The sequence below is a fragment of the Candidatus Regiella insecticola LSR1 genome (assembly GCF_000143625.1).
In the GTDB taxonomy this organism is placed as follows: Bacteria; Pseudomonadota; Gammaproteobacteria; order Enterobacterales; family Enterobacteriaceae; genus Regiella; species Regiella insecticola.
On sequence record NZ_GL379589.1, the window covers coordinates 456,290 to 476,276 of the forward strand.

Consider the following 19,987-nt stretch of genomic DNA (forward strand, 5'->3'; position numbering starts at 1 on the left):
CTATTGTAGGTTTTTCTGTATCTTAAATCGGTTAAACAAATAATACTGCAGGATGAAACGATGATAAAACAAAGGACATTAAAACGTATTGTTCAGACCACCGGTGTTGGTTTGCATACGGGAAAAAAAGTGACTTTGACGATGAGGCCCGCAGCGGCTAATACGGGTATTATTTATCGTCGTACTGATTTAACTCCAGCAGTCGATTTTCAAGCAGACGCAAGGTCTGTGCGTGATACTTTACTCTGTACTTGTTTAGTTAACGAACACAACGTACGCATTTCTACTGTTGAACATCTTAACGCCGCCTTAGCAGGTTTAGGGATTGATAACATTATCATCGAAGTTGATGCTCCCGAAGTGCCTATCATGGATGGCAGTGCCAGTCCTTTTGTGTTTTTACTATTAGACTCAGGTATCAAAGAACTAAATACAGCAAAAAAATTCTTGCGTTTAAAAGAAACTGTGCGTGTAGAAGAAGGCGATAAATGGGCAGAACTATCCCCCTTTAATGGTTTCCACCTAGATTTCACCATTGATTTTAATCATCCGGCTATCGACGCTAGCACACAAAGCTATACGCTAGATTTTTCGGCAGACTCTTTTGTACAACAGATCAGCAGAGCCCGTACTTTTGGATTTATGCGTAATATAGAGCATCTCCAGTCCCGCGGTTTATGCCTCGGCGGAAGCTTCGATTGTGCCATCGTGGTAGATGATTACCGTGTCCTCAATGAGGACGGTTTACGCTTTGGTGATGAATTTGTAAGACACAAAATGCTGGATGCTATTGGCGACCTATTTATGTGTGGTCACAATATCATCGGTGCTTTTACCGCGTTTAAATCTGGCCACGCATTAAACAATAAACTATTACAGGCTGTATTAGCCAAACAACAAGCTTACGAGTACGTCACCTTTCAAGATAAGGCTGAATTGCCATTAGCATTTGAAATGCCATCAACACTATTGGCTTGCTAAAATAGCCGTTGATTCAGAGAGCCTTTCGAAAGCTTCTGTAACAGAGTTAACGCGATAATAAAAAATAAAAGAATGTATTCCACATAACACAATTGAATGTTTTGGCGCTTTTTTGACAAAATCTTCACTAACAGAAAAGAGATTTAAAATAAGCGCCCAAAAGAGAGTTTATTGTATATACCCAATGAATTTCGAGTTACGGCAGGGCGGCAATCAATCGAATCCCGGGAGTGTACAGGTAGTACATGACTGGGATGAGTGCGAGTAGCCAACGCCGCCGTAACTTGAAAGGCGAAGGGTATAGTAAAAAATCATGCGTGATCACTATCAAGTAACATGTCAATTTTTTGCTAGTGCAGCCAAGCGTTCAAGAGCCGATCGTAGTTTTTTTGGGCAACATTTTGCCAATCTTTTTAATTCTTCAGCGCTTTTAATACTTAATCGACGTAATGGCACCGATTTTTCCGTACTTGCTGCAAATTTTGCGGACTCTCTCACAATCTCATCACCTCGAGCCATTAACCCCGGATTAATTCTAATGTCGATTGATGCCAATGATGGTAGAATTTTCTTTCGAAGTGCGGAGAGCAGATTAGATTGCTCATAGCGTAATGCCATCATCCAGTTAGCATTAGCTATTTCTAGCACTAGAATATTTCGTCGATAATTAGCAATACGGCACCAAGGTTGTAATTGTGATGGAAGTAATTCTTTCACTTGTTGGTTGAGTTTTAGCAATGCAATCGCATGTTGTTGCACGTTATCTATGTGAAGAAAATAGGATCCTGAATTTTCATGTTGAAAATTATACGATAATTCTTTCCTTGCTGTCATAGCATCATCGAGCAAAATATTTAATAATTGAGGACAGCTTCTTCGCATTGATAAGACTCCTGCGTTTTTTAAATGTGATGAATATTTTAAGTTATTGGCAACAATTTAACAGAGGCTATTTTTTTCGCTTTTTTGGCAGCGTATCAGCAAGCACAAGTGCCAAGTGCCAAGTGCCAAGTGCCAAGTGCCAAGTGCCAAGTGCCAAGCAACACAGTAGCTTTCATAAAAATGCTTGGGAGATTTTTTCCACATTAAATATACCCACTGTCCTTCACGTTACCGTTAAGCGGCCAGGGCGTGAGACCGATGAGCGTATACCCAATGAATTTCGAGTTACGGCAAGGCGGCAATCAATCGAATCGGTACATGACTGAAATGAGTGATCGCTGCCAACAACACGGCGGCTTCAAAGACCAAGGGTATAGACATAATTCGGGCGAACCCCCACAGCCAACAACGCGGCGGCTTTAGAGGCGAAGGGTATATAACTTTTGATTGCCCATTTAGCGGCATTGTAAGAGACATGAATAATTATGCTCACTAAATTACTCACTAAAATATTTGGCTGCCGTAATGATCGTACTTTAAGCCATATGCGCAAAAAAGTATTTTTGATCAATCAAATGGAGTCAGAAATTGAAAAATTATCAGACAGTCAATTACGTGCTAAAACCGATAAATTTCGTGATCAGTTAGCACAAAATGAAACATTAGAAAATCTAATATGTGAAGCCTTTGCCGTCGTTCGTGAAGCGAGTAAAAGGGTGTTTGGTATGCGCCACTTTGATGTCCAGTTAATTGGTGGCATGGTACTCAACAAACGTTGTATCGCAGAGATGCGCACAGGTGAAGGTAAAACACTAACTGCAACTCTTCCCGCTTATCTTAACGCGCTGAGCGGTCGGGGTGTTCATATTGTTACTGTCAATGATTATCTGGCACAACGTGACGCTGAAAATAATCGTCCTTTGTTTGAATTTCTTGGAATGAGCGTAGGCGTTAACATGTCAGGCATGGACGCGGCCTCTAAACGCGCAGCCTACGCGGCAGATATTACTTATGGTACTAACAACGAATACGGTTTCGACTATCTGCGTGACAATATGGCTTTCAGCCGAGAAGAGCGTGTACAACGTGAATTACATTATGCGCTTATCGATGAGGTCGACTCCATTTTAATTGATGAAGCACGCACACCGCTCATCATCTCCGGTCCGGCAGAAGATAGCTCGGATATGTATCTTAAAATTAATACCCTGATCCCAAAACTGATCCGTCAGGAAAAAGAGGATTCCGAAACCTTCCAAGGCGAAGGGCATTTTTCCGTTGATGAAAAAGCACGTCAAGTCCATTTAACAGAACGGGGATTAATGTTAATTGAACAAATGTTAATCGAAGCCAACATCATGCAAGAAGGTGAATCTCTCTATTCTTCTAGCAATATCATGCTAATGCATCATGTCACTGCGGCGCTACGGGCTCATGTATTATTTGTTCGTAATGTTGATTATGTAGTGGATAAAGGAGAAGTGAACATCGTTGATGAACATACAGGCCGTACTATGCCAGGGCGGCGCTGGTCGGATGGATTGCATCAGGCTATTGAGGCCAAAGAAGGGGTTGAGATCCAAAACGAAAATCAAACACTGGCGGCTATCACCTTCCAAAATTATTTTCGGCTTTATGAAAAACTAGCGGGAATGACCGGTACTGCCGATACCGAAGCGTTTGAATTTCAATCAATATATAAATTAGATACCATTGTGGTGCCGACCAACCGACTCATGGTACGCAAAGATCTGCCTGATTTAATCTATATGTCTGAACAGGAGAAAATAAACGCAATTATTGAGGATATTCGCGAACGTACTGCTAATCAGCAGCCAATATTAGTAGGCACCATCTCTATTGAAAAATCTGAAATCATCTCTGACCATTTAAAGAAAGCAGGTATCGCCCACCAAGTATTGAATGCCAAATTTCATGCCAAAGAAGCTGAAATCATCGCACACGCAGGGCGACCAGGAGCGGTCACTATTGCCACTAATATGGCCGGACGAGGAACGGATATTGTACTGGGTGGTAGTTGGCAAAGTGAAATTGCTCTACTGGACAATCCGTCACAAGATCAAATTGACGCCATTAAAACCGCCTGGCAGATCCGTCATGATGCGGTACTAAAATCCGGTGGTTTACATATTATAGGTACTGAGCGCCACGAATCGCGACGTATTGATAACCAGTTGCGTGGACGGGCAGGACGTCAGGGAGATGCGGGCTCATCACGTTTTTACCTCTCGATGGAAGATTCCTTAATGCGGATTTTTGCTTCTGATCGTGTATCTGGCATGATGCGTAAATTGGGGATGAAACCCGATGAAGCCATTGAACATCCGTGGGTTACAAAAGCAATTGCCAATGCGCAACGTAAAGTAGAAAGTCGTAATTTTGATATGCGTAAACAATTATTAGAATACGACGACGTTGCTAATGATCAGCGGCGGGCTATTTATAATCAACGTAACGAATTATTAAACGTTCCAGACGTGAGTGAAACCATTAATAGCATTCGTGAAGACGTATTCAAACGAACCATTGATAACTTTATTCCACCTCAATCACTAGAAGAAATGTGGGATGTTAAAGGGCTAGAGCAAAGATTAAAAAATGATTTCGATTTAGATATTTCGATTTCACAGTGGTTACCAGATGAAAAGCAAGCAAAAACAGCACCATTCGATGAAGAAACAATACGTCAAAATATTCTGCAACAAGCGATTAAAGTTTATCAGCACAAAGAAGACATTATTGGCAAAGAAATGATGCGAAACATAGAAAAAAGCATCATGTTACAAACACTTGACTCGCTCTGGAAAGAACATTTAGCGGAGATGGATTATCTCCGTCAAGGTATTCATCTGCGAGGCTATGCGCAAAAAGATCCAAAACAAGAATACAAGCATGAATCTTTTGCGATGTTTTCCTCTATGCTGGAATTACTAAAATATGAAGTGATGACGATACTAAGCAAATTACAAGTACAGCAGCCAAAAGAAATTGAAGCGCTAGAATTACAACGTCGTGAAGAAGCAGCCCGTTTGGAAATACAGCAAAAATTCAGCTATAAAAATAATTTTCAAAATGACAAGAGCTTGTTACAAAAAACCACAGAAGTACCCAGTTCAATTAATACCGAAAATAAAGTGAGTCGCAATGATCCATGCCCATGTGGCTCCAATAAAAAATATAAACAGTGTCACGGGCGCTTATATAATGGGCGCTGACAGGTCTGCTGGAGAAAAAAATTGCAATCTCTACAAGTTTCCGTCGGCATTATTCGTAATGCACAACACAAAATACTGATTACTCAACGCGCGGTTGATTCACATATGGCAGGCTTTTGGGAGTTTCCTGGAGGGAAAATAGAGCCTGGAGAAACGCCTCAATCTGCGCTAAAACGCGAATTATTAGAGGAAATAGGGATCATTATTGAACAAATGTCCTTATTTAAAGTATTGGAGCATCGTTTTTCTGATCGTATTGTAACCTTACATTTTTATTTAGTAGAACAATGGCAAGGGAAGCCATTTGGTCGTGAAGGACAACCGATGCGCTGGGTGTGTCAGCATGAATTACAAGCATCAGAATTTCCGTTAGCAAATCTCGAGATCATTCATATGCTAACCAACGCTGCCCCCTTTTTAAGTTAAGCGGATACCGCTTATATTATGGCCAGCTCTTCCATGGTTGAAAAACCATATTGTTGTAGAACAGGTAGCAGCAAAGCCGTATTAGCATTTTTTTGCGTGCAATAAGCAATATTTCTTGCCGTTGTAGATACCGCTTTCTGTTGTAGTGACAGCAGCCAAACAACCCGATGCGCTATTGCAGCGCCGGAATCCACCATCTGCGTGTTATAAGGTAAAATTTTTGCCAACTCTTCTGCTAGCAGAGGAAAATGTGTACAGCCCAGTACCACCGTATCGGGAGGAGAATCCATATTTAGCCATGGCGTTAAAATTTTTCTTAATGCCTCAACAGAAACCGATCCACCGTGCAGTTTTTTCTCTGCTAATGTAACTAGCTCAGAGGACCACAGTCTTTCAATTTGGCAATCGGCGGCAAAGCATTCAATCAGATCTTGGATATAAGTACAGTGTATCGTTGCACGGGTTGCAAGCAAACCGATACGTTTGTTACGAGTGAGTTGAACAGCGGGTTTAATAGCAGGCACGACGCCGACAATTGGGAAAAAAAAATATTTACGTAGGGTCGGCAAAGAAACGGTACTCGCCGTATTACAGGCGATAACTACCAGCGTTAAAGGATGCTGTTGTTGTACTCTAGTGACAATTTTTAGCACACGCTCCACAATGAAAGCTTCTGTTTTTTCACCATAGGGGAAAGCCTGATTATCAAAAGCGTAAATATAATGAATATTTGGCAGTAATTGCCGGATCTCCTGATATATCGATAGCCCCCCCACTCCGGAATCAAAAATCAGCACTGTAGGCCGAAAGCGCTGATCAACCTTAGCGTTCCGAGCCTGCAATGAAATCGTATTCACCTCATCAAATCTGATTGACATAAACCGTCTCATATTTTTTTGCCAAGTGAGTTACCTTATCCTTTTCATTGGCTTTTAATTAAAATCCTGTGCTTCAATTCAGTAATTTTTAAGTATAAAGTTAACGTAATATACCCACAGTCCTTGAAGTTGCCTTCGGCTGCCAGTGCGACCGACCGATGAGCGTAGAAATATTACCTGATGAGGCGAGCACCTGCCGCCAACGCCGCGGCGGCTTCAAAGGCGAGAGGTATAATCATAACATTAAGATCCAGACGAGCCAGCAAACACTATGTTAGAGCAATGCAAAAAATCGACATTTTACGTCCATGATTACGAAACCTTTGGCCAAAATCCGGCGCTGGATAGACCCGTACAATTTGCTGGAGTACGTACTGATGACGATTTTAATATTATCGACGACCCTTTAGTAATTTATTGCGCTCCAGCTAATGACTATCTTCCTCAGCCAGAAGCGGTGTTGATAACGGGTATTACCCCTCAATATGCTTTGAAGCACGGGGTGAATGAAGCAGAATTTTGCCAAAAAATTCATCAACAGTTCAGTGTTGCCGGTACCTGTACTCTCGGTTACAACAATATTCGTTTTGATGATGAAGTCAGCCGCAATATTTTCTATCGTAACTTTTATGATCCCTACGCCTATAATTGGCAAAATGGTAATTCACGCTGGGATTTGCTCGATGTGGTGCGCGCCTGCTACGCATTAAGACCCGAAGGTATTAATTGGCCAAAAAACGCCGATGGATTACCGAGTTTTAAGTTAGAGCACTTAGCTAAAGCTAACGGTATACAGCATTTAAAAGCACATGATGCGATGTCTGATGTCTATGCCACTATCGAGCTAGCGAAATTAGTCAAGCAAGCACAGCCGCGTCTGTTTAAGTATTTTTACCACCATCGTAGCAAACACAAAATCAAAGCATTGATTGATATTGAAAACATGACACCCTTAGTCCATGTTTCTGGTATGTTTGGTGTTCGTCGAAGTAATATTAGCTTAGTTGCCCCCCTGGCGTGGCATCCAGAAAACAAAAACGCGGTGATTGTATGTGACTTAGCGGCGGATATATCACCATTAAGTTTAGATGTTAATACATTGCGGGAGCACCTTTACACGCCTAAAGATCCATTAAATCCACAACAAATAACAATCCCGCTTAAATTAGTGCATATTAATAAATGCCCGATATTAGCCCCGGTAAATACTTGGCGAGAAAAAGAAACAAAGCGGTTAAAGATAGACCTCCAATACTGTTTGAATCAGCTAGAGTCACTCCGCCAAAATCCACAAATAAAAGAAAAAGTGAACGCATTGTTTAAGCAGATGACAGCTCGCCCAAAGGTTAATAATGTCGATGCACAACTTTATTGCGGATTTTTTAATGATACTGATCACAACACGATAAAAAAAATTCAGCAAACATCCCCACAAAATTTGCCCGCACTGAATTTTTGCTTTCAGGATCCACGCTTGGAAACTTTACTTTTTCGTTTCCGTGCTAGAAATTATCACAATACCTTAGATGACACTGAACAACGACGTTTGTTGGAATACCGGAAAGAGGTACTGAGCCCTGAGAAGATCAAAGAGTACATTCTGCAATTAAACCAACTTTGCTATCAGTATCAAAATAATGAAGAAAAATCATCCTTATTAAAATCCTTGCTGGACTATGTATGTCGATTAGCAGGGTAAACACCTATATTCAATGAATTTCGAGTTACGGCAAGGCGGCAATCAAGCGAATCCTAGGAGTGTACAAGTAGTACATGACTGGGTTGAGTGCGAGCTGCCAACGCCGCCGTAACTTGAAAGGCGAAGGCTATATTCGCGCTGAAAAAATATGACATTAAAATCATTAGCCTTAAAAGGACAACAATACGATAAGAACAGTTAGCTGATTACAGTAAATGTCTCATTGTTACACTCATTCACTATAATTTACATTCTATCATTAGGATTGTTGGGATATTACAATGAAAAAAATCACTCACCCGCCGCAAAAAAAACCACCGCTAAATCATTACACTTTGAAAGATCAATGTATTGCTGAATTTATTGGCACCGGTTTACTCATGTTTTTTGGCGTTGGCTGTGTCGCGGCGTTGAAATTAACTGGAGCTGGCTTCGGTCAGTGGGAAATAAGTCTTATCTGGGGCATGGGGGTTGCTATGGCGGTCTATTTAACCGCAGCTATTTCTGGCGCACACCTCAATCCCGCAGTGACTATCACATTTTGGTTATTTTCTTCTTTTAATATCCGCAAAGTCATGCCCTATATTTTGGCGCAAATGCTCGGCGCATTTTGTGGGGCGGCTTTAATTTATGGCTTATATCACAATTTGTTTATCGATTTTGAACAAAACCATCATATGACACGAGGGGCTGCAAATAGCCTCGAGTTAGCGGGTGTCTTCTCTACCTATCCTCATCAGAATATCTCTGTTTACCAAGCTTTTATCGTAGAAACCGTGATTACCGCTATTTTGATGTGTTTAATCTTAGCGTTGACCGATGATGGCCATGGTATTCCTCGCGGGCCACTCGCGCCATTACTCATTGGTATTTTGATTGCAGTCATTGGCGCATCTATTGGACCGCTTACCGGTTTTGCTTTAAATCCTGCCCGAGATTTTGGTGCTAAAATTTTCGCTTATCTGGCGGGATGGGGAACTATCGCCTTCACCGGTGGACGTGATATCCCCTATTTCATTATTCCTATTTTTGCTCCTATCATAGGTGCTCTATTAGGCGCATTTAGCTATCGTATGTTAATTGGTCGCCGTATGGCTGATATTTTTCATATCAAAAAAACGTAATAACCAATAGGTAGGGGATGATTATGACCACAACAACAGCCAGTGAAAAAAAATACATTGTCGCTCTGGATCAGGGCACGACCAGTTCAAGGGCGATAGTGCTAGATAAGCACGCTAATATTATCGCCATTGCCCAACATGCTATTAAGCAGATTTATCCAAAACCAGGCTGGGTCGAACATGATCCAATGGATATTTGGGCAGCACAAAGTTCTACCTTAATCGAAGTGTTGGCGAAAGCCGATATCAATTATAATGACGTCGCTGGCATTGGCATTACCAATCAGCGGGAAACCACTATTGTTTGGGATAAAAACACCGGAAGACCCATTTACAATGCAATTGTGTGGCAATGTCGCCGTACAGCAGACAGCTGTGAAAAAATAAAAAAAGACGGGAAAGAAGAATTTATCCGTCAAAAAACAGGGCTAATGGTCGATCCCTATTTCTCTGGCACTAAACTACAATGGATACTTGATAATGTGGACGGGGCGCGCGAACGCGCTAAAAAAGGTGAATTATTATTTGGCACCGTTGACACTTGGCTGATTTGGAAAATGACCAATCGCCAAGTCCACGTCACCGATTATACCAATGCCTCACGTACTATGTTGTTCGATATCCATAAAAAAGCATGGGATCCTGAATTACTAAAAATATTTGATGTCCCCGAAACAATGCTACCTGAAGTAAAATCTTCTTCTCAAATCTATGGTAAAACCAATATCGGCGGCGAAGGCAAAATACGCATTTCTATCGCCGGGATCGCTGGCGATCAGCAAGCAGCACTCTTCGGGCAACACTGTGTAAAATCAGGGATGGCAAAAAATACCTACGGGACAGGCTGTTTTTTACTCATGCACACCGGTGACAAAGCAATAGAATCCAAACACAATTTGCTCACTACCATCGCCTGTAGTCCTAAAGGAGAAGTAAATTATGCGCTCGAAGGCTCAGTATTTATTGGTGGCGCATGTATTCAATGGCTCCGTGATGAACTGAGATTTTTTAGTGATTCCTCTGACTCAGAATATTTAACCAGTAAAATTAGTGATAGCAATGGAGTTTATGTGGTTCCTGCGTTCACTGGCTTAGGAGCCCCTTATTGGGATCCCTATGCGCGTGGCGCAATTTTCGGTATTACCCGTGAAATTAACAGAAATCATATTACCCGTGCATCGTTGGAAGCGATTGCTTATCAAACACGTGATATTTTAGAGGCTATGCAAAATGATTCTGGGATCTCCCTAGAATCACTGCGGGTGGATGGAGGCGCCGTAACCAATAATTTTTTAATGCAGTTCCAGGCTAATATTTTAAATATTAACGTTCAACGCCCAACGATAAATGAAAGCTCCGCCTTGGGTGCCGCTTTTCTAGCTGGCCTAGCGACTGGATTCTGGAAGGATGTAAAAGATTTAAAAGGAAAGGATACAACAACTGAAAATGCTACCCCGCCAAAAACATTTATACCCTATATGGAGCAAACAGAGCGTGATCGTCTTTACGACGGCTGGAAAAAAGCAGTTGCACGCGCACAGGCGTGGGAGGAACACGACTAGCTTTTAATTCCACACGCTTTAATGCCTTTAGAGCCTGTTCCAAATCTTCTTGAGCGACTTTCAATTAGAAATTTTAAACAGGCTCTTAGACAAAGACCACCAACACAAAAAGATCAGTGTTGCCATAGTGAACATTAATAATCCAAGACTAAATTGCCCAGTCTGTGGCAATATTGCTGATAATCCAGTGGCTAACCCTGATCCCATATTTTGTAATCCGCCAACCAAAGCCCCGCTGGCACCCGCCAAGTATGGAAAAGGCTCCATCGCCCCAGTCGTCGCCAGTGGAAACAGCATGCCAGCACCAAAAAAGAACAAGGCGGCAGGCAGTAAGAGTGTCCAAACATTCATAAAACCAAACCAACTCGGGATCCACATCATCAACCCAGCGAGTAAACAACTCATCACCGCATACCACATCAAGTTATAAAAAGGTTGATTATCACGTCCGGCATACCATGCACCTAAAAACGCGGCGGGAATAGGTAAAATAAATAGAATACTTACGGTGAGACTGTTTAATTTTAATACGTCCCGCATTAATACACCGACACTGGCTTCAAAAACGGCGATGCCTGCTAATGCACCAATCAACATAATGAGATAACGGCTAAATAACGTATTGGATAACAAGTGATAAAAACTCGCGAACATAGGTTGTGATTCGGTTTGCTCTGGGCGAGTTTCTGGTAAATAGCGAAATATACAATAGGTAACGAGGCTACAGAGCAACAGTAAAAAAGCGTGGCAAGCACGCCATCCAAAATAGCTGCCAAGCATACCACCTATCAATGGAGCGAGTAGCGGGCTAACCAAAATTCCCATATTCAGTAAACTATTTGCATAACGCAATGCCGTACCAGAATACAGATCACGTGGCATGGTACGCGCCATTACTCCAACCACGCCGGTTCCCGTTCCTTGTAACGCACTCGCTAGCACCAACAGGGTCAGGCTATCGGCCAACAGAGCACTTAATGCGCCAAAAATAAAAATAAGCAACCCGGTCAAGATGACCGGCCGACGCCCAATCCGATCAGATAAAGGACCATAAATCAATTGAGAACCACCATAAGTGAGCAGATAGGCAGACATGACTCGTTGTACACTACCCGTAGGCACAGCAAAGTCATGAGCAATCTCTGCGATCACCGGAACATAAATAGTCTGCGCCATCTGCCCTACCGCAATGAGCATAATTAGTATCACTAACAGGTGAAAATTCTCTATTTTTCTCATTAATATTGACTAATTTTTTATGAAATTGAGGGTGTATAAGATGACTGAATATGAAATGATCTGCTAAGAGCCTATTCGAAATCTCTTGTGCTCGCTGATACTTCGTCAAAAATGAGCATCGCTCAAGAAGATTTGGAACAAGCTCTAACAGAACCCGTTAATCGATATCCATCCCCTTGCGAATTAAATACTGATATGGTGTCTGTTTAACATTCTGTGCTAATAATTGATGATCCATAAAACGGCAAAAAGCAGGGATATCACGGGCCGTGGTGGGATCATCGGCAATAATCAATAACGTTTGTCCCTTATCCATATGACGCACCGCCTTACGTACCATCATGACGGGTTCTGGACAACGCATACCCGAAACATTGATGGTTATGTCAGGGTTAGCAAAAGGGGCTCTCATATTTGTTCTCTGTATTATAAAGGCGCATTATATGTATTCATTAACTTACCAACAACAAATGTCGGCTTTACTGTGGCTGGTACTATTCCATATTGTCATCATTACTTCCAGTAATTATCTCGTGCGATTGCCGCTTTCCATTTTCGGTTTTCACACCACTTGGGGCGCATTTACTTTCCCGTTTATTTTCTTAGCCACTGATTTAACCGTACGCATTTTTGGCGCTCGATTAGCGCGGAAGATCATTTTATTAGCCATGCTGCCCGCCCTGTTGATTTCATATATGCTGGCGGTTTTATTCTATCAAGGAAACTGGCAAGGATTATCCGCACTCAATAACTTTAATCTTATCGCCGCTCGTATCGCTATCGCCAGTTTTATGGCCTATATTTTAGGACAGTTCCTCGATGTTCAGGTATTTAACCGTCTACGTCAGTATCGTACCTGGTGGATTGCACCAACAGCAGCAATGTTCTTTGGCAATATTAGTGATACTTTTACCTTTTTCTTTATCGCTTTTTATAAGAGTAGCGATCTTTTCATGGCGACGCATTGGATTGAAATAGCGCTTGTAGATTATAGTTTCAAATTATTTGTCTGCTTATTATTTTTCTTACCGATTTATGGCGCAATGTTAACTGTTTTACTGAAATATTTTTCCGGTCAAACTGACCATCAGTTATCTTTAGCGGCGAGCAGAGCTCACCTCTCGATTTTTAGCAGAACAAAACTATGATATTTATTAGCCATAAAATTAATCATCATTAATTGTTTAAAGAAGGAGCCAAATAAGAGAGTATACCCTTCGCCTTTGAAGTTGCCTTCGGCTGCCAGGGCGGGCGATGAGCGTAGACATACCATGAGGGCGAACACCCGAGCCAACAACGCGGCGGCTTCAAAGGCCAAGGGTATGTAAGTACATGAGGATTGCGCGCACCAGGCAACGCAGGATCCGCGTCACGCAGTAGATTTCGAAAGAAGTCTATTGCAAAACCCCACTACCGGAGACACTTATGTTGAGTATTTTTAAGCCTGCATCCCACAAAAGTAAGTTACCCATAGAACAGGTCGATCCCACCTATCGCCGTTTACGTTGGCAAATTTTTATGGGGATATTTTTAGGTTATGCGGCTTACTATCTGGTACGTAAAAATTTTACGCTGGCAATGTGCCGTATCTAATCGAACTCGGTTTCTCACGCGGTGATTTAGGGGTTGCTCTGTCTGGAATTTCTATCGCTTACGGCTTATCAAAATTTATTATGGGATCAATTTCTGACCGCTCTAATCCACGTGTTTTTCTCTCTGCTGGACTGATTCTATCTGCTGCCGTGATGCTATTTATGGGCTTTGTTCCCTGGGCAACATCAAGCATCACGGTGATGTTTGTACTATTATTTTTTTGCGGGTGGTTTCAAGGGATAGGCTGGCCGCCCTGTGGTCGCACCATGGTGCATTGGTGGTCAAAAAAAGAACGCGGCACCATTGTTTCTATTTGGAATTGTGCTCATAACGTTGGCGGGGGATTACCGCCATTATTGTTTCTGTTGGGGATGGCTTGGTTTAATGATTGGAAGGCGGCATTATACATGCCAGCGCTTAGCGCCATGTTGGTAGCACTCATTACCTTTGCTCTGATGCGCGATACTCCCCAATCCTGTGGTTTGCCCCCCATTGAAGAATATAAAAATGATTACCCAGATGATTACAATAGACCTCTTCGGAAACTAGCATTCATGAGGAATTTTGGTAAAACACTCCTGAACAAGGAGCCGCCATGAAATATGAAGTAATAAAAGTACTGGAAGAGGAAAAATTTCGTCGCTTAACGGGTGTTAAACGCAGTACATTTGAAAAGATGATAAAGATATTGAATGAAGCAGATAAGAGTAAGCAAGGGAAAGGAGGTCGGAAACCCAAGCGGGGTTTAGAAGAGCGCTTATTAATGGCACTGGAGTATATACGAGAATATCGCACTTATTTTCATGTCAGCCAAAGCTATGGCGTGAGTGAGAGCACATGCTATGAAACGATTAAATGGATAGAGAATACGCTAATAAAGCATCCTGATTTTGCCCTACCTGGACGCAAAGCTGTATTAAAAAGGGATAGGGAGTATGAGCTGGTTCTTATTGATGCCACAGAAACGCCGATTGAACGTCCCCAAAAAAACAAAAGCCGTTTTACTCAGGAAAAAAGAAACGACACACCTTAAAAACACAAGTGCTCGTTGATAAAAAAAGTAAAGCAGTCATCTGTACAAGCTTTACGAATGGGAGGCGCCATGATTTTAGGTTGTTTAAGGAGTCTGGTGTGCGAATACATCCTGACATCAAAACAGTTACCGATACAGGTTACCAAGGGCTTGGCAAGATTCATTCAAACTCGGCGTTGCCTAAGAAAAAGACAAAGAAAAATCCCTTAACAAAAGAAGATAAACGCAACAATCGTGCGTTATCAAGCCAGCGTGTATTAAACGAACATGTCATTGGTATGATTAAAAGATTTAAAATTGTATCAGACCGTTATCGAAACAGGCGAAAACGTTTTGGATTAAGATTTAATCTGATTGCTGCAATTTATAATATGGAAATTAGATAAATGATAGTTTCCGAAGAGGTCTAATGAAAAAGCAGAAGAAGAATTAACCGCAAAACAAATTTTCATGCAGTATGTTTTGCCTAACAAATTATTATGGTACATCGCCGTTGCGAATGTTTTTGTTTATTTATTACGCTACGGCATTCTTGACTGGTCTCCCACCTATTTGAAAGAAGTAAAACATTTTACTTTGGACAAATCATCATGGGCTTATTTCTTATATGAATATGCCGGTATTCCCGGCACATTATTGTGTGGTTGGATGTCAGATAAAGTTTTTAACGGCAATAGGGGCGCAACCGGCGTATTTTTTATGCTCCTAGTCACCCTTGCTACCCTAGTTTACTGGCTCAACCCCGTTGGTTATCCCATTATTGATATGATCTGTATGATTACTATTGGCTTTTTAATCTATGGCCCGGTCATGTTGATTGGTCTGCATGCATTAGAATTAGCACCAAAGAAAGCTGCCGGAACCGCAGCCGGTTTTACTGGTCTCTTTGGTTATTTGGGCGGCTCTGTGGCGGCCAGTGCCTTAGTAGGGTATACCGTTGATTTTTTTGGTTGGGATGGCGGATTTATGGTGATGATTGCAGGTAGCATTATCGCGGTTATGCTGTTAATCATGGTTATGTTAAGCGAGAAAAAACATCACGAAGCATTGATCAGTAAAAACATCTAGTTACTTTTTATATATTAGACCTCTTTGGAAACCGTAGCGAGTGATGCGGAGTCAAGGCGCCCGGCGCACAGCAAACTTCGTTAACATGAAGTACATGAGGATTGCGCGCACCGGACAACGCAGGATCCGTATCACGCAGTAGGTTTCCGAAGAGGTCTATTTAGCAATTTCGAGCCGTAGTGTCATCTTTAACTACCACGGCTTTTTTATCGCAAAAAAAAGGAAATAGTAGCCTATGCTAATTCACATGAAGACTCTAATGGCAAGTATGATGTTTGCATTATTAATAATAAATAATGTTTACGCTCTGACCCCTTCCAGCGAAAAACTCGTTATCGCTCACCGTGGAGCCAGTGGCTATTTGCCGGAACATACATTACCCGCTAAAGCGATGGCCTATGCGCAGGGAGCTGACTATTTAGAACAAGATTTAGTGATGACCAAAGATGATCACCTGGTTATATTGCATGATCATTATCTCGATGGCGTAACCAACGTCGCTGAACAATTCCCCAATCTAGCACGTAAAGATGGGCGTTACTACGCGATTGATTTTACCTTGGCTGAAATTAAGTCATTAAAAGCCAGTGAAGTCTTCGATATGGAAAACGGTAAAAAAATACAACGCTATCCCAAACGCTTTCCAATGGGCAAATCTGATTTTCGGATACATACCTTCCAAGAAGAGATTGAGTTTGTTCAAGGGCTAAACCATTCAACGGGCAAAAATATCGGTATCTATCCTGAAATTAAAGCACCCTGGTTCCATCGCCAGGAAGGAAAAGATATTTCGACTAAAGTATTAGCGATACTTAAACAATACGGCTATACCAGTAAAAAAGACAAAGTTTATCTGCAATGCTTTGATGCTAATGAATTAAAACGAATTAAACATGAATTGGATCCCAAAATGGGAATGGATCTAAAATTGCTCCAATTGATAGCTTACACTAATGATAAAGAAACTTTCGAGCAGCAGCCCAATGGTCAATGGACGAATTACAACTATGACTGGATGTTATACAACCAGGCGCAATGAAAAAAATCAAAGAATACGCTGATGGTATCGGCCCGGATTACCATATGCTAATCGATGATAAATCCACCCCAGAAAAAATTTTATTAACAGGCATGACTAAAGAAGCCCATGATAATAACTTGCTAGTATATCCTTATACTATTCGTGCTGACGCTCTGCCTAAATATGTCACCGATGTCGATAAATTATATGAAATTATTTATGACAAAGTGAATGCAGACGGTGTCTTTACTGACTTTCCAGATAAAGGCGTACATTTTTTGCAAAAGCAACGGCAACGAAATTGATAGCCTACTGAGATCGACGATAAATTAAAAACCCTCTATTGGCTGACATAATATTGTCAGCCAATAATAATGATTACCCCAATAAACTCGAAATAGCCGTCCATAAACTATAAAGGATCGCCGAAATAGCCGTCAATCCGATAATAACGACAAACAGGTTACTAATATGACCGCTGTATTTACGCATGGCAGGCACTTTATGGATAGCATACATTGGCATAATAAAGAGTAGCATCGCAATAATAGGCCCTCCCAAATTTTCAATCATCCCTAAAATACTTGGATTGAGCGTTGCCACTGCCCAACAGGTAATCAGTATGAACAATGCAGTGATACGGTTTAATTTATCAGCGTTAATCCTTTTCCCCTTACTGCGCAACGATTTGATGATAATACCATTAAAACTTTCACGAGCGCCTAAATAGTGACCAAAAAAAGACGTGCTTATCGCTACAAAAGCAATAATGGGAGCCACGTAAGCAATGATGGGAGTGTTAAGATGATTAGCCAAGTAAGAAAGGATAGTGATGTTTTGTAATTTCGCTTCCATGAGCTCAGCCGGAGACAAACTCAACACACAGCTAAAAACAAAAAACATAACCGTCAAAACCATCATGACATGGCTATAGGCCAAAATACGTGAACATTTTTTCTCCGCATCATGACCACATTCCGTACGTTTTGCCACAGCGAAAGCAGAAATAATAGGAGAATGGTTAAAAGCAAACACCATGACAGGAAGCGCCAACCATAAAGTCATTAATATACCGCTACCACTTTCAGGCATCGAGGTATGTTGAAAAATCGCCCCTGACCAATTTGGAATTAAATAGAGTGCAAGTAACATCAATATGGCAATGAAAGGAAAGACTAAAGCACTCATCGCTTTAAGAATAAAGCCCTCACCAAACCGAACAATACCTATCATCCCTATAATTAAAAGTAGTGACAAAAGGGCACGTGGAGGCGATGGCAACCCCATTTGATGTACGATAAAACTATCGACCGTATTCGTCATAGCCACACCATAAACCAACAAAATGGGATAGATAGCAAAAAAATAAAGTAAGGTAATCAGCTTACCAACCCCAATACCAAAATGTTCTTCAACAACCTCAGTAATATCTTCACCCGGATTTTTACCAGATAGAACGAAACGACACAAACCACGATGGGCAAAAAAAGTCATTGGGAAAGCAATGATTGCCATAATGATCAGTGGTAGTACACCACCTACGCCCGCATTAATTGGTAAAAAAAGAACACCAGCGCCAATAGCCGTACCATACAAACTTAACACCCACATGGTATCACTCGTCTGCCATCTGCTAGCAGAATTTGCTTTTGCAGAAGCAATGACGCCAGATTGAGTCGTGCCCATAAAATATCTCCGATTTAAACACCGTAAATTAAAATTAAGATTAAGATTTGACAAGTAGATACCTGGTCAACAGGTTATTGGTTCCTGTAATCAAATTGAGTAAAAAATCAGTAAAAATAATGTGATTATATTTTTTTATCGATGGTATTTTTTCAGTATTATACGACAAAATGTTAAATTTAAATTAGCCGAATGGGTAATCCTATTTCTATCGTCCACTAAGTTATAGCCCCCTATTTTTTTGACAACACTGCCTACTTAAAAAATAAGTATTCAATACTCTAAAATTTTTAATTTTTATATATAACCGAATCAGTCTAATTTGATTCAAGACGAAGGAGCACAGACGGTACAAATAGTACGGCAAGCGACGACAACGTAGAATCAAGTTAAAATGATTTGGCTATATACCCTTCGCCTTTGAAGCCTGTTGGCTGCGGATGTTCGCCCGAATCACGTAGTTTATCTACGCTCATCGCGCTCTCTCCCTGGCCGCCTAGCGGCAAACTTGAAAGAGACTGTGGGCACAGACCTCCTTGAGCAAATAAAACGAGCTCACAATCACTCTTAATAATAAAAAGATAACTCTCATTACCAAATACTACCGTGATCATGCTCTCAAATATAGAATAAACGCAGAAATGAAAAATTATTTAAATATTTTAATTATTTTCTTACAATAATTATTAAATAATTTTAATCAATAATGATTACAATATGCCAATTGCACTGAAAATTTCGATTAATTTTGCGGGGAAATACAATATAAAATAAATTAATTTTACAACGGCTGTTTAAGTATCATTTACTTTACAGATTTAATTTTAAATAACTTATGTTAATTTTATCTATATATGAATAATAATATATTAGTTATGTTGATATATAAAATCCCACGACCATAAAATTAATTGTTTACCCAACCTTTACGAATCAGCGACGCAAAGCAATAACGGTAAAACCTCAATAATTTTCTCATGATACTATTTCCCCACAGACACCAGCCATGTTGTGACAGAAAACAACTGATCAAACCAACGAAAAAAGCGCCTAGCATATCCAATGGCCAATGGAGACCTAAATAAATGCGTGACCAAGCAATCGTCAAGGCAACTATCATTAAGCTGATACCAGACCAAAGCCTATGCCAGAATAAAAAAGCCAATGCAAAAGTGAATATAGCGCTACCGTGATTACTCGGAAAAGCATTATTAGGAGCGTGAAACAAAAAGGTATAACCAAAATTTTCAACAAAAGGCCGATCGGAGGGGAATAGATGTCCTATCAGATAAGCAACACAGAGCGCAAATATCAATGCAATAGCAGTTTTAACCAGCAATTGACGCAATAATACAATACGATCAGAAGGCCCCCATAACCACAAACCCACTAGCAGCAGCGGAATAATAAAAATAACATACTTAGCCACCATACTAGCGAACATAATCATGACAACAGAAGAGCTCGGAGTAGCGTTAATAATAGTAAAAAAGAAATGATTAAGTTGTTCCATTGTTAAACTGTTCACAAAATCTATAAAGTTTAAGAGCCTGTGCGAA

The 19,987-nt window shown here is 40.9% G+C and carries 15 protein-coding genes and 4 pseudogenes; 12 read left to right on the top strand and 7 right to left on the bottom strand.

Translation table 11 applies throughout. The features are described from left to right. The first annotated feature begins 60 nt into the window (after positions 1-60). On the top strand, positions 61-981 hold the full coding sequence (lpxC, locus tag REG_RS02650; RefSeq protein ID WP_006704360.1) for a UDP-3-O-acyl-N-acetylglucosamine deacetylase: 921 nt from the start codon (positions 61-63) through the stop codon (positions 979-981). A 339-nt stretch (positions 982-1,320) separates the two neighbouring features. Here lpxC and REG_RS02655 read toward each other — a convergent pair whose 3' ends face one another. Then, positions 1,321-1,863 (bottom strand): DUF721 domain-containing protein, encoded by a 543-nt coding sequence (locus tag REG_RS02655; RefSeq protein ID WP_006704361.1) that lies wholly within the window; start codon positions 1,861-1,863, stop codon positions 1,321-1,323. Positions 1,864-2,136: 273 nt separating this feature from the next. Here REG_RS02655 and REG_RS13025 point away from each other — a divergent pair, with 273 nt between their 5' ends. The 3 genes from REG_RS13025 to mutT all read left to right on the top strand — a co-directional run bounded on the left by REG_RS13025 (position 2,137) and on the right by mutT (position 5,525). Then, the gene (locus REG_RS13025; protein ID WP_176603395.1) at positions 2,137-2,286 is read left to right on the top strand and encodes a hypothetical protein; all 150 of its coding nucleotides are present in this window, start codon (positions 2,137-2,139) and stop codon (positions 2,284-2,286) included. 62 nt (positions 2,287-2,348) lie between these two features. Beyond that, positions 2,349-5,099 (top strand): preprotein translocase subunit SecA, encoded by a 2,751-nt coding sequence (secA, locus tag REG_RS02660; protein ID WP_006704362.1) that lies wholly within the window; start codon positions 2,349-2,351, stop codon positions 5,097-5,099. 21 nt (positions 5,100-5,120) lie between these two features. Further along, a complete protein-coding gene (gene mutT, locus REG_RS02665) occupies positions 5,121-5,525 on the top strand; it encodes an 8-oxo-dGTP diphosphatase MutT (RefSeq protein ID WP_006704363.1) in 405 nt (134 codons plus the stop codon). 11 nt (positions 5,526-5,536) lie between these two features. Here the strand turns inward: mutT and murI are convergent, their stop codons facing one another. Then, positions 5,537-6,403 (bottom strand): glutamate racemase, encoded by an 867-nt coding sequence (gene murI, locus REG_RS02670; protein WP_039906967.1) that lies wholly within the window; start codon positions 6,401-6,403, stop codon positions 5,537-5,539. A gap of 271 nt (positions 6,404-6,674) precedes the next feature. Between murI and sbcB the strand changes: the two genes are divergently transcribed. The 3 genes and pseudogenes from sbcB (at position 6,675) to glpK (ending at position 10,788) form a co-directional block, all read left to right on the top strand. After that, entirely contained in the window at positions 6,675-8,102 is a 1,428-nt protein-coding gene (sbcB, locus tag REG_RS02675; protein ID WP_006704365.1) for an exodeoxyribonuclease I, read from the top strand. 281 nt (positions 8,103-8,383) lie between these two features. Beyond that, positions 8,384-9,196: pseudogene (locus tag REG_RS02680) on the top strand (MIP/aquaporin family protein); the annotation flags it as partial. Positions 9,197-9,249: 53 nt separating this feature from the next. Further along, a complete protein-coding gene (gene glpK, locus REG_RS02685; protein ID WP_039906969.1) occupies positions 9,250-10,788 on the top strand; it encodes a glycerol kinase GlpK in 1,539 nt (512 codons plus the stop codon). A gap of 60 nt (positions 10,789-10,848) precedes the next feature. On the opposite strand, the gene emrD is transcribed toward glpK, so the two are convergent. After that, positions 10,849-12,027, bottom strand: coding sequence for a multidrug efflux MFS transporter EmrD (gene emrD / locus REG_RS02690; protein ID WP_006704368.1), 1,179 nt, complete (start codon positions 12,025-12,027; stop codon positions 10,849-10,851). A 157-nt stretch (positions 12,028-12,184) separates the two neighbouring features. Further along, a complete protein-coding gene (tusA, locus tag REG_RS02695; RefSeq protein ID WP_039906970.1) occupies positions 12,185-12,439 on the bottom strand; it encodes a sulfurtransferase TusA in 255 nt (84 codons plus the stop codon). A 31-nt stretch (positions 12,440-12,470) separates the two neighbouring features. On the opposite strand from tusA, the gene REG_RS02700 reads away from it, so the two are divergent. The 5 genes and pseudogenes from REG_RS02700 to glpQ all read left to right on the top strand — a co-directional run bounded on the left by REG_RS02700 (position 12,471) and on the right by glpQ (position 17,047). Beyond that, positions 12,471-13,175 carry a 7-cyano-7-deazaguanine/7-aminomethyl-7-deazaguanine transporter gene (locus REG_RS02700; protein WP_039906972.1) on the top strand — a complete coding sequence of 235 codons (705 nt, stop codon included), beginning with the start codon at positions 12,471-12,473 and terminating at the stop codon, positions 13,173-13,175. A 277-nt stretch (positions 13,176-13,452) separates the two neighbouring features. Then, a pseudogene (locus tag REG_RS02705) lies at positions 13,453-14,150 on the top strand (MFS transporter); the annotation flags it as partial. A 65-nt stretch (positions 14,151-14,215) separates the two neighbouring features. Further along, positions 14,216-15,039, top strand: a protein-coding gene (locus tag REG_RS11820; protein WP_260200023.1) for an IS5-like element ISRein1 family transposase whose coding sequence is annotated in 2 segments (ribosomal slippage) — positions 14,216-14,603 and positions 14,603-15,039 — 825 coding nt in all. Because the reading frame shifts where the segments join, the coding sequence is not laid out codon by codon here. Positions 15,040-15,046: 7 nt separating this feature from the next. After that, positions 15,047-15,721, top strand: a pseudogene (locus REG_RS02720) (MFS transporter); the annotation flags it as partial. Between the two features lie 268 nt (positions 15,722-15,989). Further along, positions 15,990-17,047, top strand: a pseudogene (gene glpQ / locus REG_RS02725) (glycerophosphodiester phosphodiesterase). Between the two features lie 73 nt (positions 17,048-17,120). Here the strand turns inward: glpQ and REG_RS02730 are convergent. From REG_RS02730 to ybjG, 3 genes are all read right to left on the bottom strand, one after another. Continuing rightward, positions 17,121-18,428 carry an HAAAP family serine/threonine permease gene (locus REG_RS02730; protein ID WP_039906973.1) on the bottom strand — a complete coding sequence of 436 codons (1,308 nt, stop codon included), beginning with the start codon at positions 18,426-18,428 and terminating at the stop codon, positions 17,121-17,123. 389 nt (positions 18,429-18,817) lie between these two features. Next, on the bottom strand, positions 18,818-19,042 hold the full coding sequence (locus REG_RS02735; RefSeq protein ID WP_039906974.1) for a hypothetical protein: 225 nt from the start codon (positions 19,040-19,042) through the stop codon (positions 18,818-18,820). A gap of 293 nt (positions 19,043-19,335) precedes the next feature. Beyond that, positions 19,336-19,941 (bottom strand): undecaprenyl-diphosphate phosphatase, encoded by a 606-nt coding sequence (gene ybjG, locus REG_RS02740; protein WP_039906976.1) that lies wholly within the window; start codon positions 19,939-19,941, stop codon positions 19,336-19,338. Positions 19,942-19,987 lie beyond the last annotated feature (46 nt).